The organism is Bradyrhizobium sp. in8p8 (genome assembly GCF_000426845.1).
In the GTDB taxonomy this organism is placed as follows: Bacteria; Pseudomonadota; Alphaproteobacteria; order Rhizobiales; family Xanthobacteraceae; genus Bradyrhizobium; species Bradyrhizobium japonicum_C.
Genome location: NZ_AUGD01000003.1, coordinates 434,043 through 454,492 on the forward strand (window position 1 = coordinate 434,043; position 20,450 = coordinate 454,492).

Sequence of the window (20,450 nt, forward strand, 5' to 3'; positions counted from 1 at the left end):
GTATTGGTGCGGGGCGCCTCGTCTCAGTCGTCGGCTCGAAGACTTGGGTTCAGGTCGGCGGTCTTACCGCCGCGTCAGGCCCTTGCTCTGCATGCGCCAGACCAGGAGATCGACGCGGTCCTGGCCGAAGAACGGCTCGTTCTCGAATACGAAGGTCGGCACGCCCCAATGGCCTGACGCCGCGTGGTCCGTCTCGTTCTCAGCGATCACCTGCTCGTAGCGATCCGGGTCGGCTGTGATCGCCGCATCCATTGCAGCGAGATCGAAGCCGGCTTTCTCGGCCGCCCGCGCGAGATGATCGCCTTCGTTCCATCCGGCGACCGAGCCGTCCCAAAGCACGCGGGCGATCGCGCAGGTGAATGCGAGCGAGCGGCCTTCGAGCTGCGCCATGGCACCCAGCCGCGTCAGGCGGTGGATGTAGGGCTGCTCGGCCGCGACCTCCAGCGTCGTCATGTCCTGCACGATCGGATCGGGTCGCGGAAAACGGAACGGGATGCCCTCGTATTCCGCCACGCGGATGGAATCGCGAACGACGTAGCGCGCAAACTGCGGGTTGGCCTTCTTGAAGAAGCCGGGCACGCGCACCGCGAGCGGATAGACCGGCCGCAGGTTCACGGTCAGATCGTAGTCTTCGACGAGTTTTTGCGTCTTGGGCAGCGCCAGATAGCTGTAGGGGCTGCGGAAGGAGAAGAAGAGGTCGACGGCGAGGGTCATCGTGCTGGCTCCACAATCCGCCCCATCATGCTGCGGACCACGAGCTTGTGGAAGGGCATGATCAGCATGAGATAGGTGCGGCCGAGCAGATTGTGCGTGCGCACCAGCGTGGTTGACGTCACCTCGCGGTCCGCCGCCGGGCCTGCGACATCGGCCACGATGCGAAAATCGAGATGGTAGTCGTTGAAACCAGCGACCAGCCGTTCGGGCGTTTCGCTGAGCACCGGAAACAGGCCGATCAACCCGTGCGGCGCCGGAGCGCCTTCGCCCGATGTCCTCAGTCCGAACGGTTTCACCAGAATGTTGCGCAGGCGCAGCAGCGCGTCGGTCCAGCGCGGCCCGTGGAGCACCATCCTGGTGCAGGCTTCGCGGGCATCGAGCGCCGCCGCGCCGATCTCCACGCGAAACGCGTCGATGAACTGCGCGCCTGCCAGCACCGTTTCGACATCGACATTGGGAGTGATTTCGCGAACTGTCCCGTTCATGCCGCCAATCTGCGCGCGAGCATCCGGAAGCGCAAGATCAGGAGACCGGCATAGACGAACGTACCGACCGAGAATCCGATCCAGACACCGATCGCGCCCAACCTTGTGTGGAACGCCAGCACCCAGCCGATCGGAAAGGCGACGCACCAATAGCCGATCGCCGCGAACAGCAATGTCATCCTGGTGTCGTTGATGCCGCGCAGCGCGCCGCCCATGATGGTCTGGAGGCCGTCGGCGATGAAGAAGCTGGCGCCGACCAGCAGCAGAGTCCCGGTCAGTTCGACCGTCGCCGCGCTTTCGGCGCCGCCGCCGAAAAACAGCCGGCCGAGCTGGTAGCGGCCGATGATGATGGCGATGGTCAGCGCTGAGACCAGCGCGAGGCCGAGCACGGCAGCGACCAGCCCCGCGCGCTTCACTGCCGCCGGATCATTGCGGCCGAAGGCATGGCCAACCCGCACCGTCGCTGCCATGCCGATGCCGAGCGGCACCATGAACAGCACCGCCGTGACCTGGAGCGCGATCTGGTGCGCGGCAATCGCAGTGGTCGAGATCAATCCCATCAGCAGCGCCGCCGAGGAGAACAGGCCGTATTCCAGCAGCAGCGAGAACGAGATCGGCGCGCCGATCGCAATGAGCTGGCGCATCAAGGGCCAGTCGATCCGCCACAGGCGCGCGAGCGGATGGTAATCCGCAAACGGCTCGCGCAGCGCCGCGATCGCGAGCGCGGCGAGGAAGGTGCCGAGATTGACCAGCGTGGTCGCGAGTCCTGCGCCGAACAGCCCGAGCTCCGGCAGGCCGAACAGGCCGTGGATCAGGGCATAGACCAGCGCGGCATTGATCGGGATCGCCGCCACGGTGATCCATAGGGGCGCCTGTGGCCGGTTCACCGCGCTCATCATGCCGCGCAGCGCGATGAAGCCGAGCGCCGGCGCGACGCCCCAGGCGAGGCCGTTCAGGTAGCGCTGCGCCAGCGCCGCCGATTGCGGCGCCTGGCCGAGCGCGAGCAGGATCTGCTCGCCGTAGAGCGGCGAGGCCATCATCGGCAGCGAGATCAGGAGCGCAACCCACAGGCCGACGCGCAAGGAGCGGCGGATCAGCCTGACGTCGCCGGCACCGAACGCCTGCGCCGCCAGCGGGGACACCGCGGACGTCAATCCGAGCCCGAAGGTGAAGCTGACGAAGTAGACCGTATGGGCCAGCGCCGCAGCGGCCACGGCGTCCTCGCCGAGCCGGCCGATCATCGCCAGGTCGGTGGTGATCATTGCGATCTGCCCGAGCTGCGTCAGCATCAACGGCACGGCGAGGCGCAGCGTCTCGGCCAACTCCTCGGCGAGATGGTTCGGCGGTGCATCCGAGCGTGCGTGGCCCGGCTGTTCGGTGTCCAGAAGTTCAGTCATGGCAAGGCCATAGCAGCCTCGATCGGCGAAGTAACGGCAAAGAAGCGTGAGGGCTGGTCTTGCCAAAAAAAGTGCGTGCGCAGGCGAAGGAAAGTTCGGCTTGGACCGTATTCCTCATGTGCGCGTCTGGCGCCGGTCTCACATGGGGGAAGCCGAGCATGACAACGAGATTCAGAATGACGTTCGCCGCGCTGCTCATCGGGTCTGCCCTCACGGGCGCCGGCGCCGCTGCAGCGGCCGACCTGAGGTTGCCCGCATCGCCGCCCCCGCAAGCCCAGGCCGCATCTGCGGCTCTCTTCAGCTGGGCGGGGCCCTATCTCGGCGTGCAGGCCGGCTACCTGTCGGGCCGCACTGAGACCTCGTTTCCCGCCACCGGGGAATTTCACTTCGTCGATCCCAAGGGGGCGACCGTAGGTGCAACGGCAGGCTTCTCCGCGCAATGGGGCCGTATCGTCGCCGGTATCGAGGGCGACGTGAACTTTGTCGATGCGCGGGCGACGGTCGACACCGGCTTTGCCCCGACCCCTTCCGTCACCCAGCTTCAGTCCGCGGTCAATTGGAATAGCCATCTGCGTGGACGCGTCGGCTACGCCTTCGGCCGGACGATGCTGTTTGCCAGCGGGGGCCTCGCCGTTGCGGGGGTCGAAAGCAAAGCGTTCGACAATGCGAGCGGGGCGGTCGCCAACTGGACCGATACCCGTGTCGGCTGGTCGATCGGAGCAGGCAGTGAATTCCGCTTCGCACCGAACGCGTCCGCCCGGCTCGAATATCTCTATGACAATTACGGCTCAAGAACCCTCGGAAGCCAGACGGTTGGAGCCGTCAGTTTCACCGAACGCGCGTCCAGGCTCGATACCCATACCGTTCGAGCAGGCGTCTACTGGCGCTTTTGACCGGTTGTCGCGACTTGTTGCCGCGGATGATGCAATTGAGGCGGTGCCGCATTCCGGAGATGCGGCATATCCTCATGACCGGGACCGGCTCGTACCGCATAGCCATCATGGCCGCAGTCCAAGGCAGCAGATCGAGATGATGGAAGAACCATCGGACGAGGCCTTGATGTCGAAGGTTTCGGCGCAGCGGCAGCACGCGTTTCGCATCCTGATGCGGCGTCACATGCCCCGCGCGCTGCGGGTCGCGGAGCGGATCGTTCGCGATCCGGCCGAGGCCGATGACATCGGCCAGGAAGCGTTCATGCGTGTCTGGACCCACGCGGCCTCGTTCGATCCGAAGGTTGCGAAATTCACGACCTGGCTCTACCGCATCGTCCTCAACCTGACGTTCGACCGCACGCGGCGCCGAACGTTTCAGCCTCTCGAAGAAGCCGGCGAGGTGCCCGATACGGGACCGCACGCCGTCGAGCGGTTGATCGCCGATGAGGAGCTCAGCCTTCTCAACCGCGCGATGGCCGGCCTGTCGGACCGGCAGCGCGGCGCGATCGCGCTCTTCCACATGGAGGGATTGAGCGGAGAGGAAGCGGCGAAGGCGATGAATCTCAGCGCCAAGGCGTTCGAATCGCTGCTGGGTCGCGCCCGCGCGGCGCTGAAGGCAAATGTTCAGAAAATACAAGACACGGGGAGCTACGCATGACGCCCGATCAGTTCAGGGAATTGGCCGAGACATGGGGAGGCGATGTCGAGCGCTGGCCGGCGGCAACGCGCGAGGCCGCGCGGCGATTTGCGGCGAGCGCGGAAGGCGCCGCCGTGCTGGCTAAGCAGGGCCGCCTCGACCGCCTGCTCGCTGTCGCCCCGGAGATCGAGACGGCGCGGGCGGACCGTTCGAGCTTTCTTGTCCTGCAGAGGCTCGCCGCCGTCCCGCCGCAGCATCGGCCGGCATGGCATCAGCGCCTGTTGCGCTGGCCGGCGCTCGTTCCCGCCGCAAGTCTCGCCTGCTCGGTGATGGTGGGCGTGTGGCTGGCCGGGGCCATGCCCTATGTCCAGGCGCCGTCGGATGCGTTCTCCGTCATGAGCGGCGTCTTCGACGTCTACGCAATCGGCTATGGATCGGTGCAATGAAGTTCTGGCGAGAATGGTCCACTCCCTGGCGCGCGCTCATGCTGCTGTCGCTGTGCGTCAATGTCATCCTTTTCACCTATGTCTCGGTGCAATGGCTGCTGCCCGGCGGCTTCAGGCCTGGCGCGGGCGTGCCGATCCGCATGATCGAGCGTGTCGCCGAGAGATTGCCGGCGGAAGACGCAGAGATCCTGTGGAGCATCTATCGCGGCAAGGAGGCCGAGCTGCTGCCGCTGCAGTCCGAATACCGGCTCGCGCTGATCAAGGCCATGAAGACGGCGGCACAGACGAACCTGGACAAGGCGGAACTGGAAGCGGCCGTGAAGGAGGCCCGCGACAAGCGCGTGAAGATAGGCGACCTCGTCGTCGCAACCTTCGTCGAGATGCTGGAACGAATTTCACCGAAAGGACGCCGCCAACTCGTCGGCGGCTATTTTCGCTGAGCCGCGCAGAGTGAACGAGGGATTCGGTCCGTCCAGACGTATCACCTACATCGATGTCTGCGAATTGGTGGAGATGATATGGTGCAACGATTTGGCAGGACGGCAAGCGGGACGGTAGTGAGCTTCTCGCGGCGGGCCGCCGTCTATGTGCGTGCGGCTCTTGCAGCTGCGAGTTTGATCGCACTTCTAGTGCTGTTCCTGTCGCAAGCTTCCGCGGAGGATACACGGAACGAAGCGAAGCAGGCCTGCAAGGCGGATTATTCGCGCCTCTGCGCGGGAACGATGCCCGGAGGCGGCCGCATTCGCAAATGCCTCAGCGACAATTACGGGGGCTTGTCGGCGGCCTGCAAACAGGCCCTCGATGCACGTCCGCCGAAATAGGGCGGGCTAGCTCCGCGCCGGCACGCGATTGATCTTCGCACCAAGCGCGTTCAGCCGCTCCTCGATGCGCTCATAGCCGCGCTCGATCTGGTCGGCGTTGTTGATGGTCGAGGTGCCTTCGGCGCAGACCGCCGCGAGCAGCATCGCCATGCCGGCGCGGATGTCCGGCGAGGTCATGGTCGCGCCGTGCAGGCGGCTCGGCCCGGCGATGATGGCGCGGTGCGGGTCGCACAGCACGATGCGCGCGCCCATCGCGATCAGCTTGTCGACGAAGAACATCCTGGATTCGAACATCTTCTCGAACATCAGGATCACCCCCTCGCATTGCGTGGCGGTGACGATCGCGATCGACATCAGATCGGCCGGGAAGGCCGGCCAGGGCTGGTCCTCGAGCTTCGGCACATGGCCACCGAAATCGTCCTGGATCTTCAGCGTCTGGTTCGAGGGCACGATGAGGTCGTCGCCTTCGACGCGGCAGATGATGCCGAGCCGCTCGAAACCCATGCGGATCGAGCGCAGATGCTCGACGCCGGCCCGCGTGATGCGCAGCGGTGATCGCGTCACGGCGGCAAGTCCGATCAGCGAGCCGACCTCGATGTGATCGGGCTGGATCCTGTAGGTCGCCTCTCCCAGCGTCGCCGGCCCGTGCACGATCATGGTGTTGGTGCCGATGCCTTCGATTCTGGCGCCGAGCGCGACCAGGAAATTGGCGAGGTCCTGCACGTGCGGCTCGGAGGCCGCGTTGCGCAAATAGGTGACGCCGTCCGCGGCGACCGCCGCGACCAGTGCATTCTCGGTTGCGGTGACGCTCGGCTCGTCCAGGAATACGTCCGCACCCGCGAGCCTGGGCGCGCGGAATTCGAGCCGGTCGGTCGCGGTGACCTTTGCTCCAAGCTGCTCCAGCGCCAGCACATGCGTATCGAGCCGGCGGCGCCCGATGACGTCGCCGCCGGGCGGCGGCAGCATCACCTCGCCGCAGCGCGCGAGCAGGGGTCCGGCGAGCAGGATGGAGGCGCGGATGCGCACGCAGAGCTCTGGGTCGAGGTCGGCCGCGCGGATGCTCTTGGCATGGATCTGCAGCGTATTGCGGGCACTCCATTCCGCCGACGCACCGACCGAGCGGATCAGTTCGACCAGCGTCTCGGTGTCGCGGATGCGCGGCACGTTCTCCAGCGTGACCGGATGCTCCGTGAGCAGCGCGGCGGCGATGATCGGCAGTGCCGAATTCTTGTTGCCGGACGGTTCGATCGAGCCCGAGAGCCGGTGACCGCCCTCGACGATGTATTGGATGGGCGCCACGTGGTTCTCGCTGTCCTGTTGCTGGGCGGGCTATTCGGGCGGAAACTACAGAGAATTGCGCGCGGGAGCAATTGTAGCGGGCGGTGGTTCGTGGCCGGTCCGCGAGCCCGGGCGAGGCTGCTGATCCCTCATGGTAAGAGCGCGGAACGCGCGTCTCGAACCATGCAGGCCCCATCTCGCCGGCGGCCGTCCTTCGACACGCCCGCTTCCGCGGGGCCCGTCAGGACGAGGACGGGAGCTTGTGGCAAGCGGCCCTCAAAACAGCCCGATGATATTCCCGATCACATAGAGGAGTGCGATCAGGATCAGCGCGCCGATCATGAAGAAGGAGATTTCGATCGCGATGGCTCCGGTGCCCAGCGTGGCAGCGACGGCGGCGAGAAGCCGTTCTTCCCGGAAGATCAGGGAGAGCACCGAAAGCAGGATGGCGAGCAGGCCGAGCGAGATCGCGGTGACCGACGCGGCTTCACTCCAGCTTCCTCCAGCCGATTTCTCGGACCTGGGAGCCTGATACTCCACGCCCTTCACTTTCGCGACAATGCGGTCCTTGATGCGGTACCCGGTGTCGACGATCACCTTGTCCGCCGGCGGCGGCGGGAACACGATCGGCACGACCCAGTGCGGCAGCACCGCCGCCATCAGCGCGAGAACGCCGACAATGCTGCCGATGATGCCGAGGCGGCGTGAGGGCGCAGCGGAACTGGGCGTTGCGGAGGCGATCATGACGTGAGGCTTCCCGGCCGGAATGGGCCAACGGGTTCATGCCAATTCGTCGCGATCGAGCGAGGGGAGGTTCAGGGTGTCCTTACCTCTCCCTGCGGGAGAGGTGACGGCGCCGGCCGCTATGGAGACGAAGCCCAGAGCCAACCCCTCAGATATCGATCGTCGCGCTCAGCGAGTGTTCCTGGATGAAATCGCGGCGCGGCTCGACCACGTCGCCCATCAGCTTGGTAAAGATGTCGTCGGCCTGGTCGACCTCCTTGACCTTCACCTGCAGGAGCGAGCGCGCCTCGGTGTCCAAGGTCGTCTCCCAGAGCTGCTCCGGGTTCATCTCGCCGAGGCCTTTATAGCGCTGCAACGTGATGCCCTTGCGGCCCGCGTCGGTGACGGCTTCGAACAGATCGGCCGGTCCGTAGACCATGTGCTCGACATCCTTGCGCCGCAGCTTGCCGGGGCGGGCATACACGTCCTGGAGCTTGACGGTGTACTCGTCGAGCTTGCGCGCCTCCGCGGATCCAAGGAAGGCATCGTCGATAATAGCGGCTTCCTTGACGCCGCGCACGGTACGCTCGAACTGGAAGCCCTGGCCCTCGGCATACTGTCCGACCCAGCCGCGCTCGACCTCCTCGGCCTGGTTGTCCAGCCGGCTCGCGATGTATTGCGCCGCAGCCGCAGCCTTTTCGGGGTCGCCGTAGATCGCCTTGTTCAGCACACCGGTGATGGCGGCCTGCTCGATGACCTTGCGATTGTAGCGGCTGTGCAGGTTGCGCAAGATGCTGCGGACCACGCGGGCATCGTCGACCAGCGCCCGCAGGTCGCGGCCGGTGCGATCGCCACCCGTGCCGGGAATGAAGACGCAGTCGTCGAGGCCGGCGTCGATCAGATAATCCTCCAGCGCCCGCTCGTCCTTCAGATATTGCTCGGACTTGCCGCGTGAGACCTTATAGAGCGGCGGTTGGGCGATATAGAGATAGCCGCCGTCGATGATGTCGCGCATCTGCCGGTAGAAGAAGGTGAGCAGCAGCGTGCGGATGTGGGCGCCGTCGACATCGGCGTCCGTCATCACGATGATCTTGTGATAGCGCAGCTTCTCGATCGAGAACTCGTCGCTGATGCCGGTACCCAGCGCGGTGATCAGCGTGCCGATCTGTTCCGACGACAGCATCTTGTCGGGACGGACGCGTTCGACGTTGAGGATCTTGCCGCGCAGCGGCAGCACCGCCTGGAATTCGCGATTGCGGCCCTGCTTGGCGCTGCCGCCCGCCGAGTCGCCCTCGACGATGAACAGTTCGGACTTGGCGGGATCCTTTTCCTGGCAGTCGGCGAGCTTACCGGGCAGCGAGGAGACCGACAGCGGACTCTTGCGCGTCAGCTCGCGTGCTTTTCGCGCAGCTTCGCGGGCCGCCGCCGCCTGGATCACCTTGCCGACGATCATCTTGGCTTCGGAGGGGTGCTCCTCGAACCACGCCTGCAGCGCTTCGTTGAGGACGTTCTCGACCACGGGGCGCACTTCCGAGGACACCAGCTTGTCCTTGGTCTGCGACGAGAACTTCGGATCGGGCACCTTCACCGAGAGAACGGCCGTGAGGCCTTCGCGGCAGTCGTCGCCGGTCAGCGCGATCTTTTCCTTCTTGGCGTTGGCCTCGGCATAGCCGTTGACCTGGCGCGTCAGCGCGCCGCGGAAACCGGCCAGATGCGTGCCGCCGTCCCGCTGCGGGATGTTGTTGGTGAAGCACAGCACGTTCTCGTGGTAGCTGTCGTTCCACCACAGCGCGGCCTCGACCCCAATGCCGTTGGCTTCCGCGCGCACCATGATCGGCGCCGGCACGATCGGGCTCTTGTTGCGGTCGAGATATTTGACGAACTCCTCGACGCCGCCGGAATAGTGCATCTCCTCGCGCTTCTCGACCGCATGCCGCATGTCGGAGAGGGCGATGTGGACCCCGGAATTGAGGAAGGCGAGCTCGCGCAGCCGGTGCTCGAGCGTGGCAAAATCATACTCGATGTTCTTGAAGGTTTCCGTCGAGGCCAGGAACGTCACCTCGGTGCCGCGCTTGCCCGGGGCATCGCCGACCACCTTCAGCGGCGCCACGGAATCGCCGTGGGCGAACTCGATGTAGTGTTCCTTGTTGTCGCGCCAGATGCGAAGCATCAGCTTGCTCGACAGCGCGTTGACCACGGAGACGCCGACGCCGTGCAGGCCGCCGGAGACCTTGTAGGAGTTCTGGTCGAACTTTCCGCCGGCGTGCAGTTGGGTCATGATGACCTCGGCCGCCGAGATGCCTTCGCCCTTGTGGATGTCGACGGGAATGCCGCGGCCATCGTCGCGCACGGTGACGGAATTGTCGGCGTTGAGGATGACGTCGACGCGCGTGGCATGGCCCGCGAGCGCTTCGTCGATGGCGTTGTCTACGACTTCGTAGACCATGTGGTGCAGGCCCGAGCCGTCGTCGGTGTCACCGATATACATGCCCGGGCGCTTGCGGACGGCGTCGAGACCCTTGAGCACGCGGATCGATTCCGCGCCGTATTCGCTCGCGGTGGAGGGCTCGTTTTCGGCAAGCGGCTGCCGAGCAGGTTCTGTCATGAGAGGCCTTCGAGATGTCGCCCGAATCAGCGGCGCAAAAGGCGCTGATTTGCAGGGCTGTTTGTGCCACGAAAGGAGGATTGCGCCTAGCGTAAAGTATCCGCCCGCAACCCCTTGATCAGATAGGGGTTTTAGGCCGGTTTTCAAGGCTTTGGAAAGCCGTTTCTGGGCGCTGCAAAAAGCGCGATTCGACGGCTCGCCCGAGGCGTCGAAAAACGTGGATTCAGCGGGGCGGAAAGGCAGGTTCCGAAGTGCCTGGGGAGCTGCTTCGTACCCCGCTCCCTCGCCCGCCGGCGGGTGAGGGAGTGCACGTTGTTGGTCGCGGCTCAATACATCTGAAGCGGCAGCACGTCTCCGCTCGGCCCGACCAGGAGGCCCCAGGCCTCGCCGGCGGCCACGGCGAGGGTCTCGGTGCGGGCCGGGTGCCCGTCCACGCGCAGGGCGTACTGGTACTTGCCTGGCGGCAGGTCGAGAATCGGACCCTTCGGCGATTGCGGGCCGCCGGCGCCGGCCGCGATCTTCACAGTCTGCCTGTTGATCGTCAGCGACGCCTCTTTCGGTCCCATATTTCCGAACATGAGCCTGGCCTGGCCCGGCTTTGGCATCATGTCGGCCTTGGCCGCGGCATCCGCGTTCTTCTGCACCAGAGTGACCGTGGTCTCGCCCTTGGCGCGGCCAAGCTTGAGCACCGCCGGGCCTTGCGGCGAGGTGTAGTCGATCTGCGCATGCTCTGCAGAGGCGGCCGCGCCGTTGGTCTTTTCCTGCCAGCCCAGCTTGGACAGTTCTGCACGGTAGAAGGCAAGGACGTCGTCGAGCGGCGCCGGGATGCTGGCGGTCAGCTCGCGGCGGAGCGGCGCATCGCTGCCCGGAATCTTCGAAGTCCCAAGCGATTTCGACGAACGCTGCGTCGGTACTGGAAGTGGTGATTCGGAGTCGGGCTTGAGGGGCTCGGAGGGCTTGGCCTGCGCCTCGGCGCTGCTCGCAGCTTTGGCCGCTTCGGTCACCAGGCCCGATCCGTCGGCGCGGACCTTCACCTTCGGGCCCATCTGCATCACGGTCATCGAGATCGACTTGCCGCCTTTGGAGAAGGCCATCACCGCCATGTTGGGCTGGTTGATGACGGAGGGCTGCTCCCTCCAGCCCGAGCTCTTCAACGCCGAGCGATAGAAGGTGCTGAGTGCCTTCACGCTCGAAGCCGAGGAGAACTCCAGCCGGCCGTTGCCGCCCTCGAAGTTCACGCTTTCGGCGTTCTCGGGCAGCGGCACCGGCGTCTTGCTGTCGGATAGTGCATTGAGAGGCGCATCCGACAGGGAAGCGGATTGTGCCTTGCGCCTGCTCTCGTCGGCGGCGATGAGCTGCTGGGCCGCACTCAAGGCATCGCCGAGGAATCTCGCGTCGGCCTCCTTCTTGGCCCTGGCGCGGGCGGCGAGCGCTGATTCCTTCACCTGGGCGGTCACGTTGATCATGGTGAAATCATACTTGCGGCCAAGCCGTAGCATGCCGGTTTCCTCCGCCGAGGAGATCCTGACCGCGACCTCGTCGCCGGGCGCGAGCGGGGCGTTGCCGTCCTCCTGCCAGCCGCGCGCCGCGAGCTCACGGCGATAGAAGGCGAGCACGGCGGGCAGCTCGGCCATCGCTGCGGCCGACATCTCGCGCTTGTTGGAGTTCGTGCTGCCAAGTCCCCTCGCAGATCTGGTCGGCTTGGGTCGCGGCAGGCCGGCCATGTCGTCATCGGCCTCGAGCACCTCGGGCAACGCAAACGGCGCCACCCGGATTTCGACATTGGTGCGACCGTCCTCGCGCCGCGTCAGTGTCAGCATCACCGGCTTCTGCTTGTAGAATTGCGTCGTGTCGCCGCCGGGATGCTCGTAGAAGACGCGCACCCCGTTCGGCACTGTCTCGCCGAGATTCGCATTCGGCCAGCGTGCCGCCGCTTCTAGCGTCAGCTTGCGCCAGCCGATTGTCGCCATCTCCCTGGTGAAGAAGGCCGCTGTCGCATCGAGCGTGCCGGGCGCGATGCAGCCGAGATAGGGCCGCGTCTCGTCGAACACGAGTTCGGTCGCACCGTCCGGAAACGGCACGTTGGAATAGATCCGGTTCGGCGTGTAGGACACGGCGGACTGATCGGGACGGCCGCGCGTCTGCGTGAAGGAGACGCGCAGCCCCTGCCGTCCCTTCTTGAAGCTCAGCGATGTGCTTTTCTCGTCCAGCGGATAGACATAGGGCACCCAGCCCTCGACGCTCAGCAGCTTCCTGGCCGCGTCAGACGTAACGGTCACGGCGGTCGGTACGGAATAGACCACGCGATGGGGATCGGCGCGCGAAGTGTCTTCCGTTGCGCCTTCGAGCCGCGGCAGCTTATGGACGTCGACGATGCCTTCGTCGGCCCCGCGCGCGGGACCTGATGCGCCCGCCATCGCGAGAATGCCGCAGGCAAGCAGCAGCCATCTTGCCGGGACTTGCGTCCCGCGCCGGATCATCGGCATCGTCGAAACTCCTGGATGTTCGCGCGGGTCATGCCCTGCGCATTGGCGGGCTGCGGCGCTGCGGCGCGCGGCCTCAGACGAGAAGTCGCGGCGGGAACCGGAGAGGTTCAACAGGGCGTCCGGCCAGTGCCGGGCGTGGACAGAAGCGCGGCTCAGGCTCAATACAGCTGGAGCGGCGGCCACGGCTCGCCGGCGCGCCCGACCGTGAGCTCCCAGGTATCGCCGGCTGCGACGTCAAGCATGTTCGTGCTGGCGGGGCGGCCGGGCACGCTCACGCCGTAGGCGTATCTGCCGGGCGGCAGGTCCAGCGCGACGGCGTTGGCGCCGGCCTGGCGCGAGATGGATCGTTCGTCGATCGTGAGCACGGCTTCCTTTTCGCCGATATTGCTGAACACCAGCTTGGCCCGGCCGGGCTCGGGCAGCACGTTCGCGCGCGTCGCGACCTCCGAATTCTTCTGCACGAGCTGCACCGCCGTGCCGCCGTCCTTGCGCGCCAGCTCCAGTGCCGCCGGCCCGATCGGAGAGACGAAGGCGAGACGCGCATGATCGGCGCCGACCCATGCGACGTCCTGCTGCTCCTGCCAGCCGAGCTTTCCAAGCTCGGCACGGTAGAAGGCGAGGACGTCACCGAGCGTTGCGGGCACGCGGGCTTCGAGCCTGGTCCGGAGCGGAGCTTCGATGCCGGGTATCACCGTGGTGTGGATCCCTCGATAGCTGTAGCGGGTCGGCGCGGGCAACCTGGCATCGGGATCGCGCGTGAGCGCGGCCGAAAACAGCGGCGGCAGATTCGACACGAAGGCGCCGGCGCTGGCCGCAAGCAGGCAGCTTGCGAGGAGCGCAAGGCCGCACGCAACAAGTTGCCATCGTGCCGGAGCTTGCGCTCCACGCCCCACCGCCGCCATGCTCATGCTCCAAGGATGTCGCGCTGTCCGACATCCAGCGCGATGACCGCTGCTCGCGGCCTCAACCAGCTAGTCGCGGCCGTCAACAAGCGGGTTCAACGCAAGGGCCTATCTGCGGGCCGAGACTCGTCCGCTCTCGACGTCAAACACTTCGCCGCCCGCGCCAATCTCGGCGAAGGCGACAGGGTCCGCACCGGTCAGCCACACCTGCGCGCCGAGCTTCTTCAGCTCATCGAACAGCGCGGCACGGCGGCTCGGATCGAGATGCGCGACCACCTCGTCGAGAAGCAGCAGCGGCACGATGCCGGTCATTTCCGCCACCAACGTCGCATGCGCCAGCACGAGGCCGATCAGCAGCGCCTTCTGCTCGCCGGTGGAGGCATCGCGCGCCGGCATGCCCTTCGGCGCATAGACGACCTGGAGGTCGGTGAGATGCGGACCGTCGGTGGTGCGGCCGGCAATCGCATCGCGCGGGCGATTGTCGCGCAGGATCTGGCGGTAGCGGTCCTCGACCGAGGTCGCGGTCTCCGTCAGCAGCGCGTTCTCCATCCAGCCGTCGAGCGCGATCTGGGCAGATGGGAAGGCGGATTGTTGCGCGCGCGCGTTGAGCATGCCGGTGAGACGCGCAGCAGTCTGGCCGCGCGTTGCCGCGACCGCGACCGCAAGCTCGGCGGTCTCGCGCTCGATCGCGCCGCACCAATGGTCGTCGTAATTGCGTGTCTCGAGCAGGCGGTTGCGCGAACGCAGGGAACGCTCGAGTGCGTTGATCCGGCTGGAATGCTCGCTGTCGATCGCGAGCACCAGGCGGTCGAAGAAGCGCCGCCGTTCCGACGCAGCCCCCATGAACAGCCCGTCCATCGCGGGCGTCAGCCAGACCATGCGGATATGGTCGCCGAAGGCGCTGGCGGAACCTACCGGCTCGCGGTCGATGCGGCAGCGCCGGCTGGCCGCGGTATCGGCGCGCGGGGCGTCGATGCCGGTGCCGAGCGTCGCGAGCCCCAGCGCGCCCTCGACCTGCGCGGAGACAGCCCAGGAGCCGTCGCCCTGATTGTCGGCGACGTCTTCCAGCGTCGCCCGCCGCAAGCCGCGTCCCGGCGACAGGAACGAGATCGCCTCGATGCAATTGGTCTTGCCCGCCCCGTTCGGCCCGACCAGCGCCACCATGTCAGCCGCCGTCTCGAGCCCCGCCGCCCGATAATTGCGAAAATGCGTCAGCGTCAGGCGATGAATGCGGGAGGGGGTCATCAGTTCTTTATCATGAACGCGATTCTTCCCCTCTCCCCTTGTGGGAGAGGGTGGCGCCTCACGAAGTGAGGCGACGGGTGAGGGGTATCTTACCGCGCGCCGAGCTTTGCAAGGAGATCCTCCAACACAGAAGCGGGCTGTTGCAGCACGTCATTGTTCCAGTAGCGGGCGATTGAGAAACCTTCAGCGGAAAGTGCTGCGTCTCGAACTGCGTCGCGCTGCGATTCCGCGTGCTGACTGCCGTCGATCTCGATCACGAGGCGTTTCTCGAAGCAGACGAAATCGAGGATGTAGTTCTCGATCGGGACCTGTCGGCGGAATTTGTAAGCCGATAGCCGGCGATCCCTCAGCAATCGCCACATAGCCGCTTCCGCGTCCGTAGGCTCGTGCCGCATGTTCTTCGCGAACTGGCGAAGATGATTGGCAATCGGCCGATGATGCGGGTCATTCGGCATCGGGTGTTCATTCTGAAAGGTGTTGGGGCGCGGTGCCTTCACCCTCTCCCCTTGCGGGAGAGGGTGCCGACGCGAAGCGGCGGCGGGGGAGGGGTTGCCTCCACATAGAAGGTGCCGCGAGAGGACCCCTCACCCGAGTGATGTCTTGGCCGATAGCGGAGATGCCCTCTCCCGCAGGGGGAGAGGGCGCATCAACGAGCATCGCGTTCGATTCTAAAGGCAGTCTCCGCCGGGAAGGGACCACGCCCCTCACACCCGCATCGGCATCAGCACGTAGAGCGCGCTCTTGTCGTCGCGGTCTTGCACCAGGGTCGGCGAGCCGGGGTCGGCGAGCTTCAGGACGGCCACGTCGCCTTCGATCTGGGCGGCGATGTCGAGCAGGTAGCGGGAGTTGAAGCCGATATCGAGGGCGTCGGAGGCGTATTCGACCTCGAGCTCTTCGGTCGCGCTGCCTGAATCCGGGTTGGTCACCGACAGCACCAGCTTGCCGGCCGACAGCGACAGCTTCACCGCGCGGCCGCGCTCGCTGGAGATGGTCGAGACGCGATCGACCGCGTTCTCGAAATCCTTCTTGTCGACGACGAGCTCCTTGTCGTTGTTCTGCGGGATGACGCGGCCGTAATCGGGGAAGGTGCCGTCGATCAGTTTCGAGGTCAGCACGACGTTGCCGATCGTGAAGCGGATCTTGGCCTGCGACAGCTCGATCGTCATCTCTGCCTCGGTGTCCTCGATCAGGCGCTGCACCTCGCCGACGGTCTTGCGCGGCACGATCACGCCGGGCATGCCCTCGGCGCCCTTGGGCTGCACCAGGTCGAGCTGGGCGAGGCGGTGACCATCGGTCGCGACGCCGCGCAGGGTTGCGGCCTTGGGCGTGCCGGCGGCGTGCAGATAGATGCCGTTGAGGTAGTAGCGCGTCTCCTCGGTCGAGATCGCGAACTGGGTACGGTCGATCAGCCGCTTGACGTCCTTGGCGGCGAGCGAGAACGAATGCGACATGTCGCCGGCGGCCAGGTCCGGGAAATCGTTCTCTGGCAGCGTCTGCAGGGTGAAGCGCGAGCGGCCGGCACGGATCGCCAGCACCGCGCGGTCGCCGTCCGCCTCCAGCACGATCTGGGATCCGTCGGGCAGCTTGCGCACGATGTCGTAGAACATGTGCGCCGGCACGGTGGTGGAGCCGGCCGTCGCGGTTTCCGCCGGCAGCGTCTCCGTCACCTCGAGGTCGAGGTCGGTCGCCTTCAGCGACAGTTTCGCGTTCTCGGCGCGCACCAGCACGTTGCCGAGGATCGGGATCGTGTTGCGGCGCTCGACCACGCGGTGGACATGGCCCAGCGACTTCAACAGTTGCGCGCGTTCGACCGTAACCTTCATTGCACTACTCGCCCGATCCCCAAGGAAAACACAGCGTTGAGAAGGCCGGGCGGCGGGACGCGCGCCACGGCACCGAAGACCCCGACCAAGCCGGATCATCCAGCCGATATGACCAAAGCTGTCAGGGCCGCACAAGGTGGCCCGGATGGCCCACGGATTCAAGGGATGGAGGGCAGTTCCCCCACGATTTACCGCCCGGAACGAAGACCGCCGCCCGGGCAAGCCGGAGCGGCGGGAGAATGGCGGAAGCCTGGGCCTTTATTCCTGAAGCTGGCGCTTCAGCGACTCCACTTCCTCGGAGAGCGCGGTATCCTTGGAGACCAGTGCCTCGATCTTGCGCACCGCATGCAGCACGGTGGTGTGATCGCGTCCGCCGAAGCGGCGGCCGATCTCCGGCAGCGAGCGCAGTGTCAGCGTCTTGGCGAGATACATCGCCACCTGGCGCGGGCGGACCACATTGGCGGTGCGGCGCGAGGAGAGCAGGTCGGAGCGGCTCACATTATACTGCCGCGCCACCACGCGCTGGATGTCCTCGATCTTGATCCGCTTGGGCTCCTGCGGCCGGACCAGGTCGCGGACCTCGTGCTCCGCCATCTCCAGCGTCACCGGACGGTTGTTGAGCTTGGAATGCGCGAGCAGACGGTTGATCGCGCCTTCGAGGTCGCGGCCGTTATGGGTGATGGTGCGCGCCAGATAAAGCAGCACCTCCTCGGGCACCTCGAACGTCGCATGATGGGCGCGGGCCGCTGCGACGCGCGACTTGAGAATGCCGTGGCGCAGCTCCTCGCCGAGCGAGCCCATCTCGACCACGAGCCCGCCCGCGAGCCGCGAGCGCACGCGATCGTCGAGGCTTTCGAGATCGGACGGCGGACGGTCGGCTGCGATCACGACCTGGCGGCCGGCGTCGATCAGCGCATTCAGCGTGTGGCAGAACTCGGCCTGGGTCGACTTGCCCTGCAGGAACTGGAGATCGTCGATCACGAGCACGTCGATGCCGCGCAACGCTTCCTTGAACGCCAGCGCGGTCTGCGTCTTCAGCGCAGCGACGAAGCCGTACATGAATTTTTCGGCCGTGAGATAAAGCACCTTGCGCTCGCTGCCGGAGTTGCCGGCCCAGGTCACCGCCTGGAGCAGATGCGTCTTGCCGAGGCCGACGCCGGCATGGATGTAGAGCGGGTTGAACATGACGGGATCGCCGCGGCGCCCTTCGGCGACCTGGCGGGCAGCAGCATGTGCCAGCGTGTTGGAGCGGCCGACGACGAAGCTCGCGAAGGTCAGGCGCGGATCGAGCGGCGAGCCGCCGAGCGCGTCGTGGTTGGCCGAGACCGGCGCGGTCGCGGTCGAGCGCAATTCCGGCGTCGGCGCGCGGCGTGCTTCGATCGGCGCCGGCGTTTCCTTCGGCTGCGCGGCCGGGCGCACGGCGGATCGGACCGTCAGGTCGATGCGATGCACCTCCGGCATCTCGGCCTGCCAGCACGACAGCACGCGCTCGGCATAGTGGGCCTGGATCCAGCTCTTCAGGAACCGCGTCGGCACCGAGAGCCGCACGCTCTCGTCCTGCACGCCTTCCAGATCCATGCGTGCAAACCAGCTCGTGTACACGTCCTCGCCAACGCTCGAGCGCAGCCGACCCTTCACGCGTGACCAGCGATCCTGTTCCATTGTCATCGTCAGAAAACTTCTCTTGAGAGATATAGTTGCGTTGTGAGCGCCATGCAGGGTCCCTGCCACGGCCCTGAACTGGCGCGACCTCGAGCGATTCCATCGTCTGGCATGGCTCGACCGTTCGGCGCGAGCGCCGCGGGTCAGATCAGCGATGTCGGAGATGGAGGGGTCGCGAGGTCAGCGCGTACTCGGCGCTCCGTCGCACGCGGGAGGCTGGAGATCAGACGGAGCTGGAACGGCATCGTTGGAATAGGAAACGTGCTTCAATACCGCGTTGAGTCCGTAAGACATGATACCTCCCCGTCCTGCCGTGATCACTCACGACAAGGTCCTGCGTGTCCTGAAGACAACCGCGCCGTACTCCTGTCGCGGATGCCTGCCCAATGTACTAGTCGTCCGCTCGGCTTCGCCGCCTTGCGTGCCGGGGTAGCGTTGCGATGTCTCTCCTGTGCGCGCTTGGCGCGAGCGGGAAGATCCCGCTTGGAGACATTCAGACAAAGAGCTACCATTCCCATATTGCTATGGGTTTTGAACCGCCATCGCTTGTTGAAGCGTCGCCTACGTGCACACCGCCGCCGATTTGCACGCTCGCCCCGTTTCCTAAACCGCGCTGGTCTGAAGATCGTGGGCGCCGCTGACGACCTAAGGAATACACTAAGCGGAAAGACTCGCAACGAATTGATTCACTGTTGAGCCACCAAAAAAACTTGACGTCGGTTAACGCCGCGCGCGAGTTGTTCACAGGCCGCAAGGTATGTTTTTGAATCCGTGCACAGAATCGAGAAGGCCGCGCATCGTGTGACAATTCTCAGTCACCGCCGACTTTTTTTCAAAAAACCGTCACGCGCCCGACGTGCGGACGTATTTTCCAAGTGCTTGTCGCTGCTATGTTGATAAGTGATTATTGAGTCATCGGTTTTCGAGACTCGTTTTGCAGGGTAACTCCAGCGCCACACGCGTTCCGGTGAATTCACGGTGTGCAGAACTCTCGTCGGCCGCCGCTTCAATTCGAGCTCGCAGCACAGGGGTTTTGCAACGCAGTGAAGTTTCCACTGTTGCAGAATGTCGGCAGGTAGAAGTACGGAAGAAGAATAACGCAGCAAATCGCCCAAGCGAGCATCAGGCCTGGCGCGACTGCTTGCCTGCATATGACAGTCAACAAAAAAGCCCGGCGCGATGCCGGGCTATTTGACGCGCTGACCGGATCGACCGATCAGATGAGAGCCGCGAGATGATTTGGCGAAATCACTTCGCGAGCTTGGCGATCTGCGCGGTGAGGCGCGAGACTTTGCGGCTGGCGTTGTTCTTGTGAATGATGTTGCGCTGGGCGGCGCGCATCAAGGCGGGTTCGGCAGTCGCGAGTGCCTTCACGGCAGCGGCGCGATCGCCGCTCTTGATGGCTTCCTCGACGGTGCGCACGGCACCGCGCATCTGGGTGCGGCGCGACTTGTTGACTGCGGTGCGGCGGGCGATCTTGCGCGTCGCCTTCTTGGCGGAAGTGGTATTGGCCATGGTCTCAATGTCCTTTGCGGGTACCGGTCGCGTCTTGGTCGGGTAGCGCCGGCTTGCTTGACCGCGTAATCGACGCTCGGATTTAGGGTGTTCGGTTGCTGGGCCGTTCCCGGAACATGAGCGACGGCCTTGCGGCTGTCTCTGAGGCTCCAAAGAGTTTCAAGCCCAAGAGAGTCTTGAAGCTCAAGGCGCCTGCAACTGCTCAAAGAACAGCGGCGGCAGGATTGCGCCCACCGCCAGTCGGCGCCCTTATAGTCAGGGTCTTCGGCACCGTCAACGCTTTCGGGAGCTGGAAATCCTGCCTTTGGCGGCTTGGCGCGCGCCCTAACGCCCTGAAGAGGTTGAATTTCTGCCGTCGCCCGGTTATTGGCTGGCAACGTTCCGAAAAGGTTGTCCGATCGGACGACCATCGCAGGTGAGGCATGATCCGCGGCTTTTTCCGACTGATTGGGCTCTTGCTGCTCGCCGGCGGGTTCATCTTCATGGTCTATGATGGCGCCCGCTGGGTGGCCGACCAGACCCTCCAGTTCACCCGGTTCGGCCAGTTCTGGAACGACATCAATCAGGCCAGCCAGGCGGCATTCCGCACCTGGGTCGAGGCCAAGGCGCCCTGGCTATGGACCTCGGTGATCCGCCTCGTGCTGGATCAGCCGGTCTTCGCCGTCCTAGGCATTCTCGGCATCCTGCTGATGATCCTGTTCCGGCCGCGCAAGCCGTTGATCGGCTATTCCCGGGATTGATCTTCAATTCCGCCGGGATTGATCTCAATCTATCGCCGG

At 65.3% G+C, this 20,450-nt stretch carries 18 protein-coding genes; 5 read left to right on the forward strand and 13 right to left on the reverse strand.

Features of this window, described 5'->3' with window-relative positions; genetic code table 11:
• Positions 1-63: 63 nt before the first annotated feature.
• The 3 genes from K408_RS0112170 to K408_RS0112180 are packed head-to-tail and all read right to left on the reverse strand — an operon-like array spanning position 64 to position 2,596.
• Positions 64-714 carry a 2-hydroxychromene-2-carboxylate isomerase gene (locus K408_RS0112170; protein ID WP_024338523.1) on the reverse strand — a complete coding sequence of 217 codons (651 nt, stop codon included), beginning with the start codon at positions 712-714 and terminating at the stop codon, positions 64-66.
• Positions 711-1,199, reverse strand: a complete 489-nt coding sequence (locus K408_RS0112175; RefSeq protein WP_024338522.1) for a DUF2867 domain-containing protein — start codon at positions 1,197-1,199, stop codon at positions 711-713. The genes K408_RS0112170 and K408_RS0112175 overlap by 4 nt, the downstream gene beginning before the upstream one ends.
• A complete protein-coding gene (locus tag K408_RS0112180) occupies positions 1,196-2,596 on the reverse strand; it encodes an MATE family efflux transporter (RefSeq protein ID WP_024338521.1) in 1,401 nt (466 codons plus the stop codon). Before K408_RS0112180 ends, K408_RS0112175 begins: the two co-directional genes overlap by 4 nt.
• A gap of 176 nt (positions 2,597-2,772) precedes the next feature.
• Between K408_RS0112180 and K408_RS0112185 the strand changes: the two genes are divergently transcribed.
• Genes K408_RS0112185 through K408_RS0112200 form a run of 4 tightly spaced genes read left to right on the forward strand, consistent with a single transcriptional unit; the run spans position 2,773 to position 5,051 of the window.
• Entirely contained in the window at positions 2,773-3,489 is a 717-nt protein-coding gene (locus K408_RS0112185) for an outer membrane protein (RefSeq protein ID WP_024338520.1), read from the forward strand.
• A complete protein-coding gene (locus tag K408_RS0112190) occupies positions 3,371-4,186 on the forward strand; it encodes an RNA polymerase sigma factor (protein WP_283805267.1) in 816 nt (271 codons plus the stop codon). Before K408_RS0112185 ends, K408_RS0112190 begins: the two co-directional genes overlap by 119 nt.
• Positions 4,183-4,611, forward strand: a complete 429-nt coding sequence (locus K408_RS0112195; RefSeq protein ID WP_024338518.1) for a hypothetical protein — start codon at positions 4,183-4,185, stop codon at positions 4,609-4,611. The genes K408_RS0112190 and K408_RS0112195 overlap by 4 nt, the downstream gene beginning before the upstream one ends.
• On the forward strand, positions 4,608-5,051 hold the full coding sequence (locus K408_RS0112200; protein ID WP_024338517.1) for a periplasmic heavy metal sensor: 444 nt from the start codon (positions 4,608-4,610) through the stop codon (positions 5,049-5,051). The genes K408_RS0112195 and K408_RS0112200 overlap by 4 nt, the downstream gene beginning before the upstream one ends.
• A 387-nt stretch (positions 5,052-5,438) precedes the next feature.
• On the opposite strand, the gene murA is transcribed toward K408_RS0112200, so the two are convergent.
• The 10 genes from murA to rpsT all read right to left on the reverse strand — a co-directional run bounded on the left by murA (position 5,439) and on the right by rpsT (position 19,671).
• The gene (gene murA, locus K408_RS0112210) at positions 5,439-6,731 is read right to left on the reverse strand and encodes a UDP-N-acetylglucosamine 1-carboxyvinyltransferase (RefSeq protein WP_024338515.1); all 1,293 of its coding nucleotides are present in this window, start codon (positions 6,729-6,731) and stop codon (positions 5,439-5,441) included.
• A 255-nt stretch (positions 6,732-6,986) separates the two neighbouring features.
• A complete protein-coding gene (locus tag K408_RS0112215; protein WP_024338514.1) occupies positions 6,987-7,454 on the reverse strand; it encodes a hypothetical protein in 468 nt (155 codons plus the stop codon).
• A 148-nt stretch (positions 7,455-7,602) separates the two neighbouring features.
• Entirely contained in the window at positions 7,603-10,038 is a 2,436-nt protein-coding gene (gyrB, locus tag K408_RS0112220; protein WP_024338513.1) for a DNA topoisomerase (ATP-hydrolyzing) subunit B, read from the reverse strand.
• A gap of 326 nt (positions 10,039-10,364) precedes the next feature.
• Positions 10,365-12,524: a hypothetical protein gene (locus tag K408_RS0112225; protein WP_024338512.1), complete on the reverse strand. Its 2,160-nt coding sequence runs from the start codon at positions 12,522-12,524 to the stop codon at positions 10,365-10,367.
• 158 nt (positions 12,525-12,682) lie between these two features.
• Positions 12,683-13,426, reverse strand: a complete 744-nt coding sequence (locus K408_RS0112230; RefSeq protein ID WP_024338511.1) for a hypothetical protein — start codon at positions 13,424-13,426, stop codon at positions 12,683-12,685.
• A 108-nt stretch (positions 13,427-13,534) separates the two neighbouring features.
• Positions 13,535-14,671 (reverse strand): DNA replication/repair protein RecF, encoded by a 1,137-nt coding sequence (recF, locus tag K408_RS0112235; RefSeq protein ID WP_024338510.1) that lies wholly within the window; start codon positions 14,669-14,671, stop codon positions 13,535-13,537.
• Between the two features lie 89 nt (positions 14,672-14,760).
• A complete protein-coding gene (locus tag K408_RS0112240; RefSeq protein WP_024338509.1) occupies positions 14,761-15,126 on the reverse strand; it encodes an endonuclease domain-containing protein in 366 nt (121 codons plus the stop codon).
• A 249-nt stretch (positions 15,127-15,375) separates the two neighbouring features.
• Positions 15,376-16,494, reverse strand: coding sequence for a DNA polymerase III subunit beta (gene dnaN, locus K408_RS0112245; RefSeq protein ID WP_024338508.1), 1,119 nt, complete (start codon positions 16,492-16,494; stop codon positions 15,376-15,378).
• 258 nt (positions 16,495-16,752) lie between these two features.
• Entirely contained in the window at positions 16,753-18,162 is a 1,410-nt protein-coding gene (gene dnaA / locus K408_RS0112250) for a chromosomal replication initiator protein DnaA (protein ID WP_024338507.1), read from the reverse strand.
• A gap of 1,242 nt (positions 18,163-19,404) precedes the next feature.
• Positions 19,405-19,671, reverse strand: coding sequence for a 30S ribosomal protein S20 (gene rpsT, locus K408_RS0112255; protein ID WP_024338506.1), 267 nt, complete (start codon positions 19,669-19,671; stop codon positions 19,405-19,407).
• A gap of 422 nt (positions 19,672-20,093) precedes the next feature.
• Between rpsT and K408_RS0112260 the strand changes: the two genes are divergently transcribed.
• Positions 20,094-20,411, forward strand: a complete 318-nt coding sequence (locus tag K408_RS0112260; protein ID WP_024338505.1) for a hypothetical protein — start codon at positions 20,094-20,096, stop codon at positions 20,409-20,411.
• Positions 20,412-20,450 lie beyond the last annotated feature (39 nt).